Annotated in this window: 16 protein-coding genes; 2 read left to right on the forward strand and 14 right to left on the reverse strand. The window is 60.8% G+C overall.

What is annotated here, in order from left to right:
- Window positions 1-91: 91 nt before the first annotated feature.
- On the forward strand, window positions 92-463 hold the full coding sequence (gene folX / locus D7I37_RS26465) for a dihydroneopterin triphosphate 2'-epimerase (RefSeq protein ID WP_061795780.1): 372 nt from the start codon (window positions 92-94) through the stop codon (window positions 461-463).
- A gap of 16 nt (window positions 464-479) precedes the next feature.
- Window positions 480-1,397 carry a TIGR01777 family oxidoreductase gene (locus D7I37_RS26470; RefSeq protein ID WP_061795779.1) on the forward strand — a complete coding sequence of 306 codons (918 nt, stop codon included), beginning with the start codon at window positions 480-482 and terminating at the stop codon, window positions 1,395-1,397.
- 5 nt (window positions 1,398-1,402) lie between these two features.
- Here the strand turns inward: D7I37_RS26470 and hisP are convergent, their stop codons facing one another.
- From hisP to pdxB, 14 genes are all read right to left on the reverse strand, one after another.
- Window positions 1,403-2,176: a histidine ABC transporter ATP-binding protein HisP gene (gene hisP / locus D7I37_RS26475; RefSeq protein ID WP_061795778.1), complete on the reverse strand. Its 774-nt coding sequence runs from the start codon at window positions 2,174-2,176 to the stop codon at window positions 1,403-1,405.
- 19 nt (window positions 2,177-2,195) lie between these two features.
- Window positions 2,196-2,900 carry an ABC transporter permease gene (locus tag D7I37_RS26480; protein ID WP_061795777.1) on the reverse strand — a complete coding sequence of 235 codons (705 nt, stop codon included), beginning with the start codon at window positions 2,898-2,900 and terminating at the stop codon, window positions 2,196-2,198.
- The gene (locus D7I37_RS26485) at window positions 2,897-3,583 is read right to left on the reverse strand and encodes a histidine ABC transporter permease HisQ (RefSeq protein WP_129544713.1); all 687 of its coding nucleotides are present in this window, start codon (window positions 3,581-3,583) and stop codon (window positions 2,897-2,899) included. Before D7I37_RS26485 ends, D7I37_RS26480 begins: the two co-directional genes overlap by 4 nt.
- Window positions 3,584-3,666: 83 nt before the next feature.
- The gene (hisJ, locus tag D7I37_RS26490; protein WP_061795775.1) at window positions 3,667-4,449 is read right to left on the reverse strand and encodes a histidine ABC transporter substrate-binding protein HisJ; all 783 of its coding nucleotides are present in this window, start codon (window positions 4,447-4,449) and stop codon (window positions 3,667-3,669) included.
- A 303-nt stretch (window positions 4,450-4,752) separates the two neighbouring features.
- Window positions 4,753-5,325, reverse strand: a complete 573-nt coding sequence (locus D7I37_RS26495; RefSeq protein ID WP_061795968.1) for a UbiX family flavin prenyltransferase — start codon at window positions 5,323-5,325, stop codon at window positions 4,753-4,755.
- 132 nt (window positions 5,326-5,457) lie between these two features.
- Window positions 5,458-6,975 carry an amidophosphoribosyltransferase gene (gene purF, locus D7I37_RS26500; RefSeq protein ID WP_129544714.1) on the reverse strand — a complete coding sequence of 506 codons (1,518 nt, stop codon included), beginning with the start codon at window positions 6,973-6,975 and terminating at the stop codon, window positions 5,458-5,460.
- Window positions 6,976-6,996: 21 nt separating this feature from the next.
- Entirely contained in the window at window positions 6,997-7,497 is a 501-nt protein-coding gene (gene cvpA, locus D7I37_RS26505; RefSeq protein ID WP_061795773.1) for a colicin V production protein, read from the reverse strand.
- A 283-nt stretch (window positions 7,498-7,780) separates the two neighbouring features.
- Complete coding sequence (gene dedD / locus D7I37_RS26510) at window positions 7,781-8,503, reverse strand: cell division protein DedD (RefSeq protein WP_061795772.1); 723 nt, start codon at window positions 8,501-8,503, stop codon at window positions 7,781-7,783.
- Window positions 8,504-9,769 carry a bifunctional tetrahydrofolate synthase/dihydrofolate synthase gene (gene folC, locus D7I37_RS26515; RefSeq protein WP_129544715.1) on the reverse strand — a complete coding sequence of 422 codons (1,266 nt, stop codon included), beginning with the start codon at window positions 9,767-9,769 and terminating at the stop codon, window positions 8,504-8,506. It abuts the gene before it with no gap.
- Window positions 9,770-9,974: 205 nt separating this feature from the next.
- Entirely contained in the window at window positions 9,975-10,883 is a 909-nt protein-coding gene (accD, locus tag D7I37_RS26520; protein WP_061795770.1) for an acetyl-CoA carboxylase, carboxyltransferase subunit beta, read from the reverse strand.
- Between the two features lie 233 nt (window positions 10,884-11,116).
- The gene (locus D7I37_RS26525; RefSeq protein WP_061795769.1) at window positions 11,117-11,779 is read right to left on the reverse strand and encodes a DedA family protein; all 663 of its coding nucleotides are present in this window, start codon (window positions 11,777-11,779) and stop codon (window positions 11,117-11,119) included.
- A gap of 78 nt (window positions 11,780-11,857) precedes the next feature.
- A complete protein-coding gene (gene truA / locus D7I37_RS26530; RefSeq protein WP_061795768.1) occupies window positions 11,858-12,679 on the reverse strand; it encodes a tRNA pseudouridine(38-40) synthase TruA in 822 nt (273 codons plus the stop codon).
- Window positions 12,679-13,689 (reverse strand): aspartate-semialdehyde dehydrogenase, encoded by a 1,011-nt coding sequence (locus tag D7I37_RS26535; protein ID WP_061795767.1) that lies wholly within the window; start codon window positions 13,687-13,689, stop codon window positions 12,679-12,681. The genes truA and D7I37_RS26535 overlap by 1 nt, the downstream gene beginning before the upstream one ends.
- A 102-nt stretch (window positions 13,690-13,791) precedes the next feature.
- Entirely contained in the window at window positions 13,792-14,913 is a 1,122-nt protein-coding gene (gene pdxB / locus D7I37_RS26540; RefSeq protein WP_095098559.1) for a 4-phosphoerythronate dehydrogenase PdxB, read from the reverse strand.
- Window positions 14,914-14,964: the final 51 nt, after the last annotated feature.

The raw sequence follows: 14,964 nt of genomic DNA on the forward strand, positions 1-14,964 counted from the left end.
CCGGCCGAGCGGGGAGTTAGCCCGTTCGTTATCATTTCCCCACTTTCCGTGTATTCTGAGCGCCAATAATCAGACCTGTGGAGAATCTCTGATGTCATTCAGTCAACCCGACGCCATTATTCGTATCAAAAATCTGCGGTTGCGTACTTTCATCGGTATCAAGGAAGAAGAAATCAACAACCGCCAGGACATCCTGATTAACGTGGTGATCCACTACCCGGCAGATAAAGCGCGCAACAGCGAGAATATCGACGATGCGCTCAACTACCGCACCATCACCAAGGCGATCATTCGTCACGTTGAGGATAACCGCTTCGCCCTGCTGGAAAAATTAACTCAGGATGTGCTCGATATCGTGAAAGAACACGCCTGGGTAACCTATGCTGAAGTAGAGATAGATAAACTATTGGCCCTGCGCTATGCCGACTCGGTTTCCATGACCATGAGCTATCGCCGGGACTAACTCAGGGAGACAGATCATGCGAGTCCTGATCACCGGCGCAACGGGATTGATCGGCAGCAGCCTGACGGCGCGCTTGCTGGCGCTTTCCCACCAGATAACCGTGCTGACGCGCGACCTGCAGCGGGCGCGCAGCCGCCTCGGCGAGCTGCCCGACTATTGGCAGACGCTGGATGACCGGACCTCGCTGGACGAATTCGATGCGGTGATCAACCTGGCCGGCGAACCCATCGCCGACAAACGCTGGAGCGCGGCGCAGAAAGAGCGCCTGTGCCGCAGCCGCTGGGATCTGACCGAACGGCTGGCGGCGCTGATCAAGGCCGGCAGCACGCCGCCCAGGGTGCTGATTTCCGGCTCCGCCGTCGGTTATTACGGCGATCAGGGGCAGGCGGTGGTTACGGAAGAAGAAGCCCCGCATGACGAGTTCACCCACCAGCTGTGCCAACGCTGGGAATCCCTGGCGCTGCGGGCGCAGAGCGACGCCACCCGGGTCTGCCTGCTGCGCACCGGCGTGGTGCTGGCGCCGCAGGGCGGCGCTTTGGCCAAAATGCTGCCGCCGTTCCGGCTGGGCCTCGGCGGCCCGATTGGCGACGGCCGGCAGTACCTGCCGTGGATCCACCTGGAAGACATGGTCAACGGCATCGTCTTCCTGCTGGAGCACGAAACCCTGCAGGGCCCGTTCAATATGGTCGCGCCTTATCCGGTGCACAATGAACAGTTCGCCGCCCAGTTGGCCAACGTGCTCGACCGCCCGGCGTTTATGCGGGTGCCGGCTTTCGCCATGCGTTTATTGATGGGGGAAGCCGCGGTGCTGGTGCTCGGCGGCCAGCGGGCGGTGCCGAAACGTCTGGAGGAAGCCGGCTTCCATTTCCGCTATCTGGAACTGGAGCAGGCGCTGGACGATGTTATCAATCAGCGGGCCGCGGCGGCCCGCTGAGGGGATTATTTCAACGCGCCGGACAGGAACTGCTGCAGGCGCGGGCTTTTAGGGTTGCCAAACAGCTCGGCCGGCGGCCCCTGCTCTTCAATCAGCCCCTTGTGCAGGAAAATCACATGGCTGGAAACGTGGCGCGCAAACTCCATTTCGTGCGTCACCACCACCATGGTTTTCCCCTCCTCCGCCAGCTTTTGCATGATGCGCAGCACTTCGCCCACCAGCTCGGGATCCAGCGCCGAGGTCGGTTCGTCAAACAGCAATACCTCCGGCTCCATCGCCAACGCGCGGGCGATGGAAACGCGCTGCTGCTGGCCGCCAGACAGATGCACCGGGTATTTGCCGCGCGCGCGTTCGTCGATGCCGACCTTGTCCAGGTAGCGCACCGCGCGCTCGCGCGCTTCGGCCTTGCTGAGCCCCAGCACCTGCACCGGCGCCTCCATCACGTTCTCCAGCACCGTCATGTGGCTCCACAGGTTAAAATGCTGGAACACCATGGTCAGGCGGGTGCGCAGCAGCTGCAGCTGTTTCTTGTCGAACACCTTCAGCTGGCCGTCCTTGTCGCGCACCATGCGGATATCTTCATTGTTCAGGCTGATCGAACCCTCGCTCGGTTTTTCGAGGAAGTTGATGCAGCGCAGGAAAGTGCTTTTGCCGGACCCTGAGGAACCGATGATGCTGATCACATCGCCGGCGTTGGCCGCCAGCGACACGCCTTTCAGCACCTCGTGGTCGCCATAGCGCTTATGCAGTTCCGTGACGGCTAATTTATTCTCAGACATGGTTTCTTCCCGTCATTTATCAGTGGCTAACGTGTGCCATCCAGCGTTTCTCGGCTTTGCGGAACAGGCTGATTAACACGTAGGAGATGATCAGATACAGCACCGCCGCAATGCCGAACGCATAGAACGGTTGATAGGTCGCGGCGTTGATGTCGCGCGCGATCTTCAGCAGGTCCGGCACGGTGGCGGTAAACGCCAGCGCGGTGGAGTGCAGCATCAGGATCACTTCGTTGCTGTAGGCCGGCAGCGCGGTGCGCAGCGCCGAGGGCAAAATAATGCAGCGATACATCTTGAAGCGGGAAAAGCCGTAGGCGTTGGCCGCCTCGATTTCACCGTGCGGCACCGAACGGATCGCCCCGGCGAAGATCTCGGTGGTGTAGGCGCAGGTGTTGAGCGTCAGCGCCAAAATGGTGCAGTTGAGCCCGCTGCGGAAAAACGCGTTGAGGAACTCGCTGCCGCGCACGATCTCCAGGCTGTACATGCCGGAGTAGAACACCAGCAGCTGCACGTACAGCGGCGTGCCGCGAAACACGTAGGTATAGAGCCACACCGGAAAGCGCACCCATCTGATGGCGGAAACGCGCGCCACCGCCATCGGGATCGCCAGCAGGCCGCCCATCACCACCGACGCGATCAGCAGCCACAGCGTCACCGCCACGCCGGTGAAGCGATAGCCGTCGCTCCACAACAGCGACTGCCAATACTGTTGCAAAATGTCGATCATAGTTCGGCCCTCTTGACGCCCAATGAATAACGCCGTTCAAGCCACAGCAACACGCCGTTGGAAACGGTGGTGAAGATCAGATAAACCACGCCGGCCACGATGGCGAAGAAGAACGGCTGGTAGGTGCCTTTACCGGCCAGCTGCGTGGCTTTCACCACGTCGTTCAGGCCAAGGATAGACACCAGCGCCGTCGCCTTCAGGATCACCTGCCAGTTGTTGCCGATGCCCGGCAAGGCGAAGCGCATCATCGCCGGGAACAGAATGCGGCGGAAAATCTGCGCGCCGGTAAACCCGTAGGCCGTCGCCGCCTCGATCTGCCCTTTCGGCACCGCCATGAAGGCGCCGCGGAAGGTTTCGGTGAAATAGGCGCCATAAATGAAACCGAGGGTAATGATGCCGGCGCTGAGGGGATCGATATCGATTTGTGAGAAACCGAGCAGCTCGGTAACGTGGTTCAGCGCAATCTGCAGGCCGTAGAAAATCAGCAGCATCAGCACCAGATCGGGCACGCCGCGGATCAGCGTGGTGTAAGCGCCAAGCAGCGTGGAGATCAGCGGGTTATGCGAGAGTTTTCCGCCGGCGCCGATCAAACCGATCACCACCGCCAGCAAAACGGAGCTGAGGGCCAGCTCCAGCGTTACCAGAGCGCCCTCGAAAATCAATTGGGAATAGCCTTGCAGCATTTACTTCATCCTGTCGTCTAGGATCCGAACCAGCGGGGCCGGCAGGCCGGCCCCGCAGTCACAGCATGGAAGGGTATGCGGCATCAGCCGCCGTAGACGTCGAAGTCGAAGTATTTTTTCGCGTATTTGTCGTAAGTGCCGTCTTTGCGCATCTCGGCGAAGGCTTTATCCAGCGCCGCCTTCAGCTCGGTATCGGTCTTGCGCAGCCCCATGCCGGTGCCGACGCCGAAGAATTTGTCATCTTTCACCGATTCGCCGGCAAACGCATAGTCTTTGCCCGGCGGCTGTTTCAGGAAGCCGTCGCTGCCCGCCACTTCATCCTGGAAGGCGGCATCGATGCGGCCGGAGGCCAGATCGGCGTAGACCAAATCCTGGTTCTGGTAAGGCACGACCGTCACGCCCTTCGGCTGCCACATGGCGTTGGCGTATGCTTCCTGGGTGGTGCCTTGCAGCACGCCGACGCTCTTGCCTTTCAGCGCGTCCACGGTCGGCAGCAGCCTGGAGCCTTTCGGCGCAATCAGGCGGGCGTTGGCCGCGTACAGTTTGTCGGTGAAGGCAATTTCCTGCTGGCGTTTTTCGGTAATGGACAATGAAGAGATGATAGCGTCGATTTTTTTCGCTTTCAGGGACGGGATCAGCGCGTCGAAGTCGCTCTCCACGAAGGTGCACTGGGTATTTATGCGTTTGCACAGCTCTTTGGCCAAATCGATATCGAACCCAACCAGTTCGCCCTTGGCATTTTTGGATTCAAATGGTGCATAGGTCGGATCGGTACCTATCTTCAGCGTCGATGGTACGGCGGCAAATGCGTTGCTTGCTGCGCTCAAAGCCAAGACTAAAGGAAGAACCTTAACCAGCTTTTTCATAAATCACCCTCAAATTGATTTTTTTGATGCCACTACGGACATTACTTTCCCCACCAAATCAATTTGCAGTAATCGTGCCACATTGAGTGCTGCGGACGGAGGGAACGACTCCGACCTTCACAAAACTGTTTCCCGGGACGATAACCGCAAAAATAAACCGGCCGGTCAGGGCCGCGCCACTGGCGACCGCGAAATATCGGCGCCATGAAACAGTGAGCGTGATGAAGTGGGATCATTATGGTGCATGCGCCGCCCTAATTCAGTGCGGTGTTGCACAAATGTACCAATTTGGGGATAAAACCGTTAACTGGGGCCTTGCCAGCGGGTGAACAAATCTACCGGCAATTCAATGTCGAACTGATCGATCACCCGATTGACGGTCTGATCGATGATGTCGTCCACGCTGTTCGGCAGATGATAAAACGCCGGCACCGGCGGCATGATCACCGCGCCCATTTCCGCCGCCTGGGTCATCAGGCGCAGGTGGCCGAGGTGCAGCGGCGTTTCCCGCACGCACAGCACCAGCCGGCGGCGCTCTTTCAACACCACGTCGGCGGCGCGGGTCAGCAAGCCGTCGCTGTAGCTGTTGACGATGCCCGACAAGGTTTTGATTGAACAGGGTAAAATGACCATGCCCAGGGTTTTGAACGATCCGGAGGAGATGCCGGCGGCGATATCGCGCGCATCGTGCACCACGTCGGCCAACGCCTGCACTTCGCGCAGGCTGAGCGGGGTTTCCAGCGCCAGCGTTTGCCGCGCCGCATTGCTCATCACCAGGTGGGTTTCCACATCCGCGACGTCGCGCAAAACCTGCAACAGGCGCACGCCGTAGATAGCGCCGCTGGCGCCGGAAATGCCGATGATGAGTCGTTTCATAAAGCTGGCCTCTGCCATGAAAAATATAGGATCAGGCAAACTTTGCCGCAATGGCGAGGGATAAGCAAGTCAGGGAGGGATAATGCACCGCGACGGACGCCGCGGTGCACCTTGGCAGCACAACGCCGGCGCTTAGCCTTCGTTATGCATTTCCAGATTTTCCGCTTCGGTCTGCCCGCGCAGCGCCTTGGCGTCGTCGTTGCGCAGCGACTCCAGATACTCGAGGTAACCCTGGTCGACGTCTTTGGTGACGTAGATGCCGTTGAACACCGAACATTCGAACTGCACGATATCAGGGTTTTCTTCGCGCACCGCCTCGATCAGGTCATCCAGGTCCTGGAAGATCAGCCCGTCGGCGCCGATGATCTGGCGGATTTCATCCACTTCGCGGCCGTGGGCGATCAGCTCGTTGGCGCTCGGCATGTCGATGCCGTACACGTTGGGGAAGCGGATCTCCGGCGCGGCGGAAGCCAGGTAAACCCGCTTGGCGCCCGCATCGCGCGCCATCTCGACGATCTGCTCGGAGGTGGTGCCGCGCACGATGGAGTCGTCAACCAACAGCACGTTCTTGTCACGGAACTCGGCGCGGTTGGCGTTCAGCTTGCGGCGCACCGACTGGCGGCGCGCCTGCTGGCCGGGCATGATGAAGGTACGGCCGACATAGCGGTTCTTCACGAAGCCCTGACGGTAAGGTTTGTCCAGGATGCGCGCGATCTCCAGCGCGATGTCGCAGGAGGTTTCCGGGATAGGGATCACCACGTCGATATCCAGATCTTCCCACTCGCGCGCGATCTTCTCACCCAGCTTCTGCCCCATGCGCACCCGGGCGCTGTAGACCGAAATCTTGTCCATGAACGAGTCCGGACGGGCGAAGTAGACGTATTCGAACAGGCACGGATTGGTTTTCGGGTTCTCCGCGCACTGGCGGGTGAACAGCTGGCCTTTCTCGGTGATGTACACCGCTTCGCCCGGCGCCACGTCGCGCAGGAACTCAAAGCCCAGGGTATCCAGCGCCACGCTCTCGGAGGCCACCATATACTCGTTGCGGCCGTCTTCCAGGGTGCGCTTGCCGATCACCAGCGGGCGGATGCCGTTCGGGTCGCGGAACGCCAGCAGGCCGTGGCCGATGATCATCGCCACGCAGGCGTAGGCGCCGCGCAGCTGCTGATGCATGGCGGCCACGGCGGTGAAGATGTTGTCGGACTCCAGAGGATAATGCTGGAAACGGTCCAGCTCGCTGGCCAGCACGTTCAGCAGGATCTCGGAATCGGAGGTGGTGTTGACATGGCGACGGCCGCTTTCGAACAGCTTTTGGCGCAGTTCATGGGCGTTGGTCAGGTTGCCGTTGTGTGCCAGCGTAATGCCGAACGGCGAGTTTACATAGAAAGGTTGAGCCTCTGAGGCACTGGAGCTGCCAGCCGTCGGGTAACGCACATGGCCAATACCCATGTTGCCCTGCAGGCGCAGCATATGGCGCGCCTCGAACACATCCTTCACCAGACCGTTCGCCTTACGCAGACGGAACCCGTTATGGGCATCAATGGTGACGATGCCTGCGGCATCCTGGCCACGGTGCTGGAGCACCGTCAACGCATCATAAATCGACTGGTTTACCGGCATAAAACCGGCGATACCGACAATACCGCACATGTTGTCTTTTCCTCATCAGCGCTACCGCCCCGGTAAATGGGTCGGTAAGAAACTCGACGTGCTCTGCAGGTAGTCAAAGAACCACCTGATAATATAACTGAACTGGGGAATGAGCTGCGACTGTTTCCAGTCTGCGCTTTGCGAAAAGCCGGTAAAGGTGTCCAGGAAGAACAGGATCGCCGCAACGATCAGCACGCCGCGCAGTGCGCCGAAACAGACGCCCAGCACCCGGTCGGTGCCCGATAACCCGGTTTTCTCTACCAGTGAGCTAATCACATAGTTAACAATAGCTCCTACGATCAGGGTCGCGATAAACAAAATGGCGATCGCGATGCCGTTTCGCACCAGTTCATCTTCAAAACGAGTGAAATAGACTGCAAGGTAGGAGTAGAAATGGCTGGCAACAAAAAACGCACATCCCCATGTCACAAGTGACAATGCTTCGCGAACAAACCCTCGGATCAGACTCACCAGAGCCGAAAACCCAATCACCGCTATAATGACGTAATCAATCCAGACCATAAACTATTCCAATAATGAATCGCCCCTGCCCCCTTCATCTTTCTTGCCGCCTTGATGCGACATGAAATCTATCGGGTGATCCAATTCGCGGCGAATTCTAACAGAAAAAGAAAACGTTTGCGTAGGGGATTTCCTACCACGTTACAAATAAAAAGCGGCGATAAAAAAAATCCCAATCGCCGCGCCTACATAGAGGGTTTCGCCCGTGAAAGGCGCACTTTCTTCAGTGATTACGCCCCCCTTCGTTGATTGAGGGGCGCAGCCTGCTGTGCCCCTGCGGTTTTTAACGCGCGCCGTAAGGCTTCACCTGGCCGCTCAGACCGCTGATGGAATTCAGCGACGGCAGCGAAGACTGCAGCTTCTGCTTCGAGGCGTCCGGCCCGACGTATATGCGGGTGATCTGCCCCTGCACCGGCGTCGACGGCACGGTAAAGGCGCGATAGCCCGACAGTCGCAGCGACGCGACGATCTCGCTCACCTTGGCGGCGTTCTTCAGCGCGCCGAGCTGCACCACATACGCCTGCCCGGCCGGCGCCTTCTCTTCCGCCGGTTTCTGCGCCGGCGCAGGTTCCGGTTTCGGTTCGGGTTTCACCACCGGCTTCACCTCCGCCGGCTTGGGCTGAGGCGTTGGCTTGGGCTTCACTTCCACCGGCTTGGGTTTCGGCTGCGGCACCGGCTGCGGCCGGATTTCCACCGGCGGCGGCGCCACCTGCGTCGGCTGCTGCTGGGCGCCCTGACGCACCGCCTGCCGAGCCGCCGCTTCATTGGCCGCCTGCTGTTCAACCAGCGCGCCTGCGCCTTCCGGCGGCTGCGCCGGCAACGGCTGAGTGACCGGCGGCAACACGTCGTTTTCCTCTACGTCGCCCGGTTTCGGCACCAGAGGAATGGCCGCGAACTCATCCTCGTAGTGTTTCTTTTTGCCGTCCAGCAGCCCTGGCAGGATGATTACCCCCAGCGCCACCAGAATGACGGTTCCAACCAGTCGGTTCTGAAATTTACTTGCCACTCACACTCCCCGCATCTCGTCTAACGCCGCCATCACCTGCGCGACGGTGTGGAACGATCCACAGACGATCACAATATCCTGTTTATCAGCATCCTGCATAGCCTGCCGCCAGGCAGTTTCGACATCGGCAAAGCGCCGCGGTTCCGTCAAATGCTGCGCCAACTGCTCGGCGCTGGCGCCGCGCGGCCCGTCAAGCGGCGCGCAGTACCATTCGTCCACCTGCTCGCTCAGGCAGGCCAGCGTGCCGGCGATGTCCTTGTCCGACAGCATGCCCACCACCGCGCGCACCTTGCCGCCGCTGCGCGGCAGCCTGGCCAGGCGTCCGGCCAGATAGCCGGCAGCGTGCGGGTTATGCGCCACGTCGAGGATCAGCGTCGGCTCCTGCCGCACAATCTGGAAGCGGCCCGGCAGCGTCGCCTGCTGCAGCCCGGCGAAGATCGCCCGATCGTCGATTTCCAAAGAAGAATAGTTCAGCGCCGCCAGCGCGGTGGCGGCATTGGCCAGCGGCACGTTCGGCGTCGGCAGATCGGTCAGCCGCGTATCGCCGCCTTGCCACTGCCAGCGGTCGCCCTGCACGCTGAAGCTCCAGGCCTCGCCGCGCAGGTACAGCGGCGCGCCCAGCGTCTCGGCCACCTGGCGGATGGTCGCCGGCATGTCCGGCTCCCCCACCACCGCCGGCGTGTCGGCGCGGAAAATACCGGCCTTTTCGCGGCCGATGCTCTCGCGATCGTCGCCCAGCCAGTCGGTATGGTCCAGCGCGATGCTGGTGATCACCGCCACGCTCGGATCGACGATATTGGTGGCGTCCAGACGCCCGCCCAAACCGACCTCCAGGATCACCACGTCGAGCCGCGCCTGCTTGAACAACTGCAGCGCCGACAGGGTGCCGAATTCGAAATAGGTCAGCGACGTTTCGCCGCGGCCGGCTTCAATGGCGGCGAAGGAGCGGCTGTGTTCCGCTTCGCTCAGCTCTTCGCCCTGAATGCGCACCCGTTCGGTATAGCGCACCAGATGCGGCGAACTGTAAACGCCGACGCGCAGACCGGCGGCCAGCAGAATGGCTTCGAGGGTGCGGCAGGTGGTGCCCTTGCCGTTGGTGCCGGCAACGGTGAATACCGTCGGTGCGGGGGTCAGTAAATCCAGCTGCGCCGCAACGCGCTGCACGCGTTCCAGGCCGAGTTCGATCGCCTGACTGTGCAGGCGTTCCAGATAATAAAGCCACGAGCTCAATGGCGACGTGGCTTGGGGAATGTGGTGGTTTTGCATGAGTCCCATCGCTGAACTTGGGTTCATTGATCCATCAGGGCACCACCCTCACCGCGGTAAAGGCGATGCTCTCCATAATGCCCTCGGCTTTCAGGCAACGGCGCGCTCGGCCGCAGCCTGAAAGGCATCGGGCATACCTCGACCGCCACTTAGCCACAAAATGACGGCCGAAGGGCCCCGTTTGACCGGGGCCGTTGTCCGCACCTCAGGCGTCGGCCTGGTTTTCCGGCGCGATAACCGGCTCGGCCTCATCGAAATGCGGCTGCGGCTGGTTGGTCAGCTTGGACAGAATGCTCGCCAGCGTTTGGCGCATTTCCGGCCGGCGGACGATCATGTCGATCGCGCCTTTTTCGATCAGGAACTCGCTGCGCTGGAAGCCCGGCGGCAGTTTTTCGCGCACCGTCTGCTCGATCACCCGCGGGCCGGCAAAGCCGATCAGCGCCTTCGGCTCGGCGATGTTGATGTCGCCCAGCATAGCCAGACTGGCGGAAACGCCGCCCATGGTCGGGTCGGTCAGCACGGAGATGTACGGCAAGCCGCGCTCCTGCATTTTGGCCAGCGCCGCGCTGGTTTTCGCCATCTGCATCAGCGACATCAGCGCTTCCTGCATGCGCGCGCCGCCGCTGGCGGAGAAGCAAACCAGCGGGCAGTTGTCTTCCAGCGCCTGCTCCACCGCACGCACGAAGCGCGCGCCGACGACCGACGACATCGAGCCGCCGATAAAGGCGAATTCGAAAGAGGCGGCCACGACAGGCATGCCGTACAGCGTGCCTTTCATCACCACCAGCGCGTCTTTCTCGCCGGTCGCTTTCTGGGCGGCGACCAGACGGTCCTTATACTTTTTGGAATCCTTGAACTTCAGAACGTCTTTCGGCTCCAGTTCGCTGCCCAGTTCCACTTCGCTGCCTTCGTCCAGCAGGGTATGCAAACGCATACGCGCAGACATGCGCATGTGGTGGTCGCATTTAGGACACACTTCCAGATTACGCTCCAGCTCGGCGCGATAGAGAACCTGGCCGCAGCTGTCGCATTTGGTCCAGACCCCTTCAGGAATGCTCGCCTTACGGGTTTGTGTAATATTGCTCTTGTTAAGAATTCGTTCAATCCAGCTCATCGATGACCTTTCTGTTTGAACCTGGCAGACGCCAGTCTGCTGTTCATGCTTTAACAATCCCCCCGTAAACACACCCAATGAAAAAGTGCCCGAGCAAAGCGCGGCAGGCGCGCGACCGAGGCACTGGCTTCAGGGTTGTTCGCAGGAACAGACCATAAATGTCGCTCATTAAACCATATCGGCCCGACACTGTGGATAAAAAACTGGTCGAACCGATAGGTTAGGCGATGTTTTTACTGTTTTTGCTGGCGGGCAGCCGCGCGCTTGTGGCGCCAGATTTCAATGATGCCCGGCAGAATTGAAACAATGATGATAGCAACGATCAGCAGTTTCAGGTTTTCCTGCACGATGGGCAAATCACCGAAAAGATAGCCAGCATAGGTGAACAGCAGCACCCAAACCAGCGCGCCAATCACGTTATAGGCGGCGAAGTGGCGATAGGACATATGCCCCATGCCGGCGACGAACGGCGCAAAAGTACGCACGATCGGCACGAATCTCGCCAAAATAATCGTTTTTCCGCCGTGTTTCTCGTAAAACTGATGCGTCTTGTCCAGATAGCTGCGGCGAAAAATCTTCGAGTTCGGGTTGCTGAACAGCTTATCGCCGAACAGTCGGCCGATGGTGTAATTCACCGCATCGCCGATAATCGCCGCCGCCGCCATCAATGCCACCATGGTGTGCACGTTCAGATCGTTGGTCGGCAACGCCGCCAGCGCGCCGGCGACGAACAGCAGAGAATCCCCCGGCAGGAACGGCGTCACCACCAGCCCGGTTTCACAAAACAGGATCAGGAACAGAATAGCGTAGACCCACATGCCGTACTGCGCGACCAGTTCGGCCAAATGCACATCAATATGCAGAATAAAATCAATAACAAACTTGATGATTTCCATAAGTTCTCTCTTTAACGCCGGGTGTCTCACCCACCCGGCAAAAGCACAAGGGAACAACGCGTTCGGGCGCGCCGGCGTTTAATCGTCGGGTAAAAACAGCGGCCCCATCGGCGGCCGCGGAATGCCAAAGTGTTCGGGGTAATCGACGGAAACCAGATATAACCCTTCGGCCCGCGCCGTCGCCGCCGCCAGGTTGCGATCCTTCAGCGCCAACAGCTCGGCCATCCAGTTTTCGGACTGATTGCCGCAGCCGATCTCCATCAGGCTGCCGACTATATTGCGAACCATATGATGCACAAAGGCATTCGCCTTGATATCTACCACAATATATTCACCGTGGCGCGTAACCTTAACGTGTTTTACGTTACGCCACGGCGTGCGCGACTGGCATTGCACCGCGCGGAACGAGGTAAAATCGTTCTCGCCCAGCAGCGCCTGCGCCGCCCGCTGCATGCGATCGGCGTCCAGCGGGTGATAAAAATGGGTCACCCCCTGCTGCAGCACCGCCGGACGATAGCGATGGTTGTAGATAATATAGCGATAGCGGCGCGCGGTGGCGCTGAAGCGCGCGTGAAAATCTTCGGCCACCGGGCTGACCCAACGCACCGCAATATCCGGCGGCAAATGGGTGTTCACGCCCATGGTCCAGGCGGCGTCCTTGCGCCGCGCGGCGGTTTCGAAATGCACCACCTGCCCGGTCGCGTGCACGCCGGCGTCGGTGCGCCCGGCGCACAGCACGTTGATCGGCGCATCCGCCACCTTGCTCAGCGCCTGTTCCAGGCAGGCCTGCACGCTGGCCACTTCCTGCTGCCGCTGCCAGCCGTAATAACGGCTGCCGTCGTATTCGATGCCCAGCGCGATTTTCAGCGTCGGCTGGGCAGGCGAAGCCACCTCAGACATCAGTACATCTGCTCCTGCACCAGGCGCTCTGCGGTTTCGATCGCCATCAGCGCGCCGCCGAAGCGCACGTTGTCCGCGACCGACCAGAACTGCAGCAGCTCGGGGATGCCGTAGTCGTTGCGCAGGCAGCCGACGCTCAGCGCATCGCTGCCGGAGGCGTCGGTGACCTGCGTCGGGTAATCGTCTTCTTCGCTCAGCTGGATATCAGCGATTTGCTCCAGTTCGCCGCGCGCCTCTTCCGCGGAGATCGGGCGCAGCGCCTCCAGATGCACCACCTGCGCATGGCCGTAAAACACCGGCGATTGCACGCAGCTCACCGAGATCGGCAGCCCTTCGTCCTGCAGCACCTTGCGCACCTGGTCGACGATCAAACGTTCTTCGCGCACGCTGCCCTGCTCATCCGCCAGCAGCGGCAGCAGGTTGAACGCCAACTGTTTGGCGAACACGCCCGGCTCGGCCGGAATGCCGTTAAGCAAACGCGCGCTCTGGCCGGCCAAATCGTCCACCGCCGCCTTGCCGCGCGACGAGACCGACATCAGCGTAGTGACGTGCAGGCGCGAAAGGCCGGCCTGTTCGGTCAGCGGTTTGATGGCCGTCAGCAGCTGGCTGACCATGCCGTCGGCGGTGGCGACGATATTGCGGTTGCGGTAATCCGCCAGCACCTGCGGGTTAACGCCCGGCACCACCAACGGCACGTCCGGCTCCATGGCGAACAGACCGCTGGTGTCGATCACCAGGCAGCCCATATTGCCGGCTTCTTCCGCATAACGGGCCGAGGCTTCGGCGCCGGCGACGAAGAACGCCAGCTGCGCCTGCGACCAGTCGAATTCTTCGGCGTTTTGCACCAGGATGGATTTGCCGTTGAAGCGCACTGTGGCCCCGGCGCTGCGTTCGCTGGCCAGAGGATGGAGCTCGCCCACCGGGAACTGGCGTTCCTGCAACAATTCCAGCAACGCTTCACCTACCGCGCCAGTGGCGCCCAGCAGAGCGATATTCCAGCCGTCAGACATTGGGTTTTCTCCAGAGTATTTCATGTAAAAGCAGACGGGCAGTGCTGCCACCGCCCGAGAATTCTTTGCCGCTGACTCTAGCGGCGTTTGCTTAAGGCAACCTTACTGCACGCTGAAGCCCAGCTTCAGCAGCAATTCCGCGCTGGCGCTGTCGTCGCAGCGAACCTGCAGCGAAGACCATTCGCGACGTTCCTGATAATGCTTGCGCAGGCGATCGAACTCGCCCGGCTGCCCGGCGACGTGGCGCAGCGGCGCGTCATCGCGGCGCACATCATACACCAAGTGCATCAATCGTTTTAACTTGCCTTCATCCAGCGGCCCATTGAGCTGGATCTGGCTGAATTCCGGCGTCGGCAGCAGCGCGGCCAGCGCAATCTGCTGCGGCTGCCCCAAATGGCGGCTGAACGCCTCAAACACCTGCGTGGTGCCGCGCGCCTTGCCCTCCAGCGTATAGCCGGCGATGTGCGCGGTGCCGATATCCACCCGCGCCAGCAGCGGCAGGGAAAGATCCGGCTCCGGCTCCCAGACGTCCAGCACCGTGCTCAGCGCCTTGCCCTTTTCCAGCGCCTGCAGCAGCGCCGCGTTATCCACCACCGGGCCGCGGCAGGCGTTGATCAGAATGCGCCGGTCCGGCAGCGCCGCCAGCAGCTCGGCGTCGACCAGATGCAGCGAATTGTGGGGACCCGACTTATTCAACGGCGTGTGGAAGGTCAAGACGTCGGCCTCCGCCACCAGCTTCTCCAGCGGCCAGAACTCGCCGGCGTCACCGCGTTCGGCGCGCGGCGGGTCGCACAGCAGGGTGCGCACCCCCAGAGCTTTCAGCCGCGCGTCCAGGCGCGAGCCGACGTTGCCCACGCCGATGATGCCGACGGTTTTGTCGCGCAGCCGGAAGCCGTCGCGTTCGGCCAACAGCATCAGGGCGGAAAACACATACTCGACCACCGCGATGGCGTTGCAGCCCGGCGCGGCGGAAAAGCCGATGCCCTGCCGCTGCAGCCAGGCGTCATCGACATGGTCGGTGCCGGCGGTGGCGGTGCCGACAAAACCGACGCCGGTGCCGGCCAGCAATGCCTCATTCACCTTGGTCACCGAGCGCACCATCAGCGCGTCGGCGCCCGCCAGCGCATCGCGCGGGATCGGGCGGCCCGGCACCGCCTGCACGTCGCCCAGGCGGCTGAACAGCTCGGCCGCGTACGGCATATTTTCATCAACCAGAATTTTCACTTGTTGCTCCGACGGTTTACGCTATTTGTCCGCCAATCATGGGCGCAGCCA

Origin of the sequence: Serratia sp. 1D1416, from assembly GCF_003641105.1 — a bacterium.
In the GTDB taxonomy this organism is placed as follows: Bacteria; Pseudomonadota; Gammaproteobacteria; order Enterobacterales; family Enterobacteriaceae; genus Serratia; species Serratia ficaria.

Excerpts from the sequence above, each read along its gene's own strand:
- folX (WP_061795780.1), top strand. The coding sequence starts at position 92 with ATGTCATTCAGTCAACCCGACGCCATTATTCGTATCAAAAATCTGCGG.
- D7I37_RS26470 (WP_061795779.1), top strand. The coding sequence starts at position 480 with ATGCGAGTCCTGATCACCGGCGCAACGGGATTGATCGGCAGCAGCCTG.
- hisP (WP_061795778.1), bottom strand. The coding sequence starts at position 2,176 with ATGTCTGAGAATAAATTAGCCGTCACGGAACTGCATAAGCGCTATGGC.
- D7I37_RS26480 (WP_061795777.1), bottom strand. The coding sequence starts at position 2,900 with ATGATCGACATTTTGCAACAGTATTGGCAGTCGCTGTTGTGGAGCGAC.
- D7I37_RS26485 (WP_129544713.1), bottom strand. The coding sequence starts at position 3,583 with ATGCTGCAAGGCTATTCCCAATTGATTTTCGAGGGCGCTCTGGTAACG.
- hisJ (WP_061795775.1), bottom strand. The coding sequence starts at position 4,449 with ATGAAAAAGCTGGTTAAGGTTCTTCCTTTAGTCTTGGCTTTGAGCGCA.
- D7I37_RS26495 (WP_061795968.1), bottom strand. The coding sequence starts at position 5,325 with ATGAAACGACTCATCATCGGCATTTCCGGCGCCAGCGGCGCTATCTAC.
- purF (WP_129544714.1), bottom strand. The coding sequence starts at position 6,975 with ATGTGCGGTATTGTCGGTATCGCCGGTTTTATGCCGGTAAACCAGTCG.
- cvpA (WP_061795773.1), bottom strand. The coding sequence starts at position 7,497 with ATGGTCTGGATTGATTACGTCATTATAGCGGTGATTGGGTTTTCGGCT.
- folC (WP_129544715.1), bottom strand. The coding sequence starts at position 9,769 with ATGCAAAACCACCACATTCCCCAAGCCACGTCGCCATTGAGCTCGTGG.
- accD (WP_061795770.1), bottom strand. The coding sequence starts at position 10,883 with ATGAGCTGGATTGAACGAATTCTTAACAAGAGCAATATTACACAAACC.
- D7I37_RS26525 (WP_061795769.1), bottom strand. The coding sequence starts at position 11,779 with ATGGAAATCATCAAGTTTGTTATTGATTTTATTCTGCATATTGATGTG.
- truA (WP_061795768.1), bottom strand. The coding sequence starts at position 12,679 with ATGTCTGAGGTGGCTTCGCCTGCCCAGCCGACGCTGAAAATCGCGCTG.
- D7I37_RS26535 (WP_061795767.1), bottom strand. The coding sequence starts at position 13,689 with ATGTCTGACGGCTGGAATATCGCTCTGCTGGGCGCCACTGGCGCGGTA.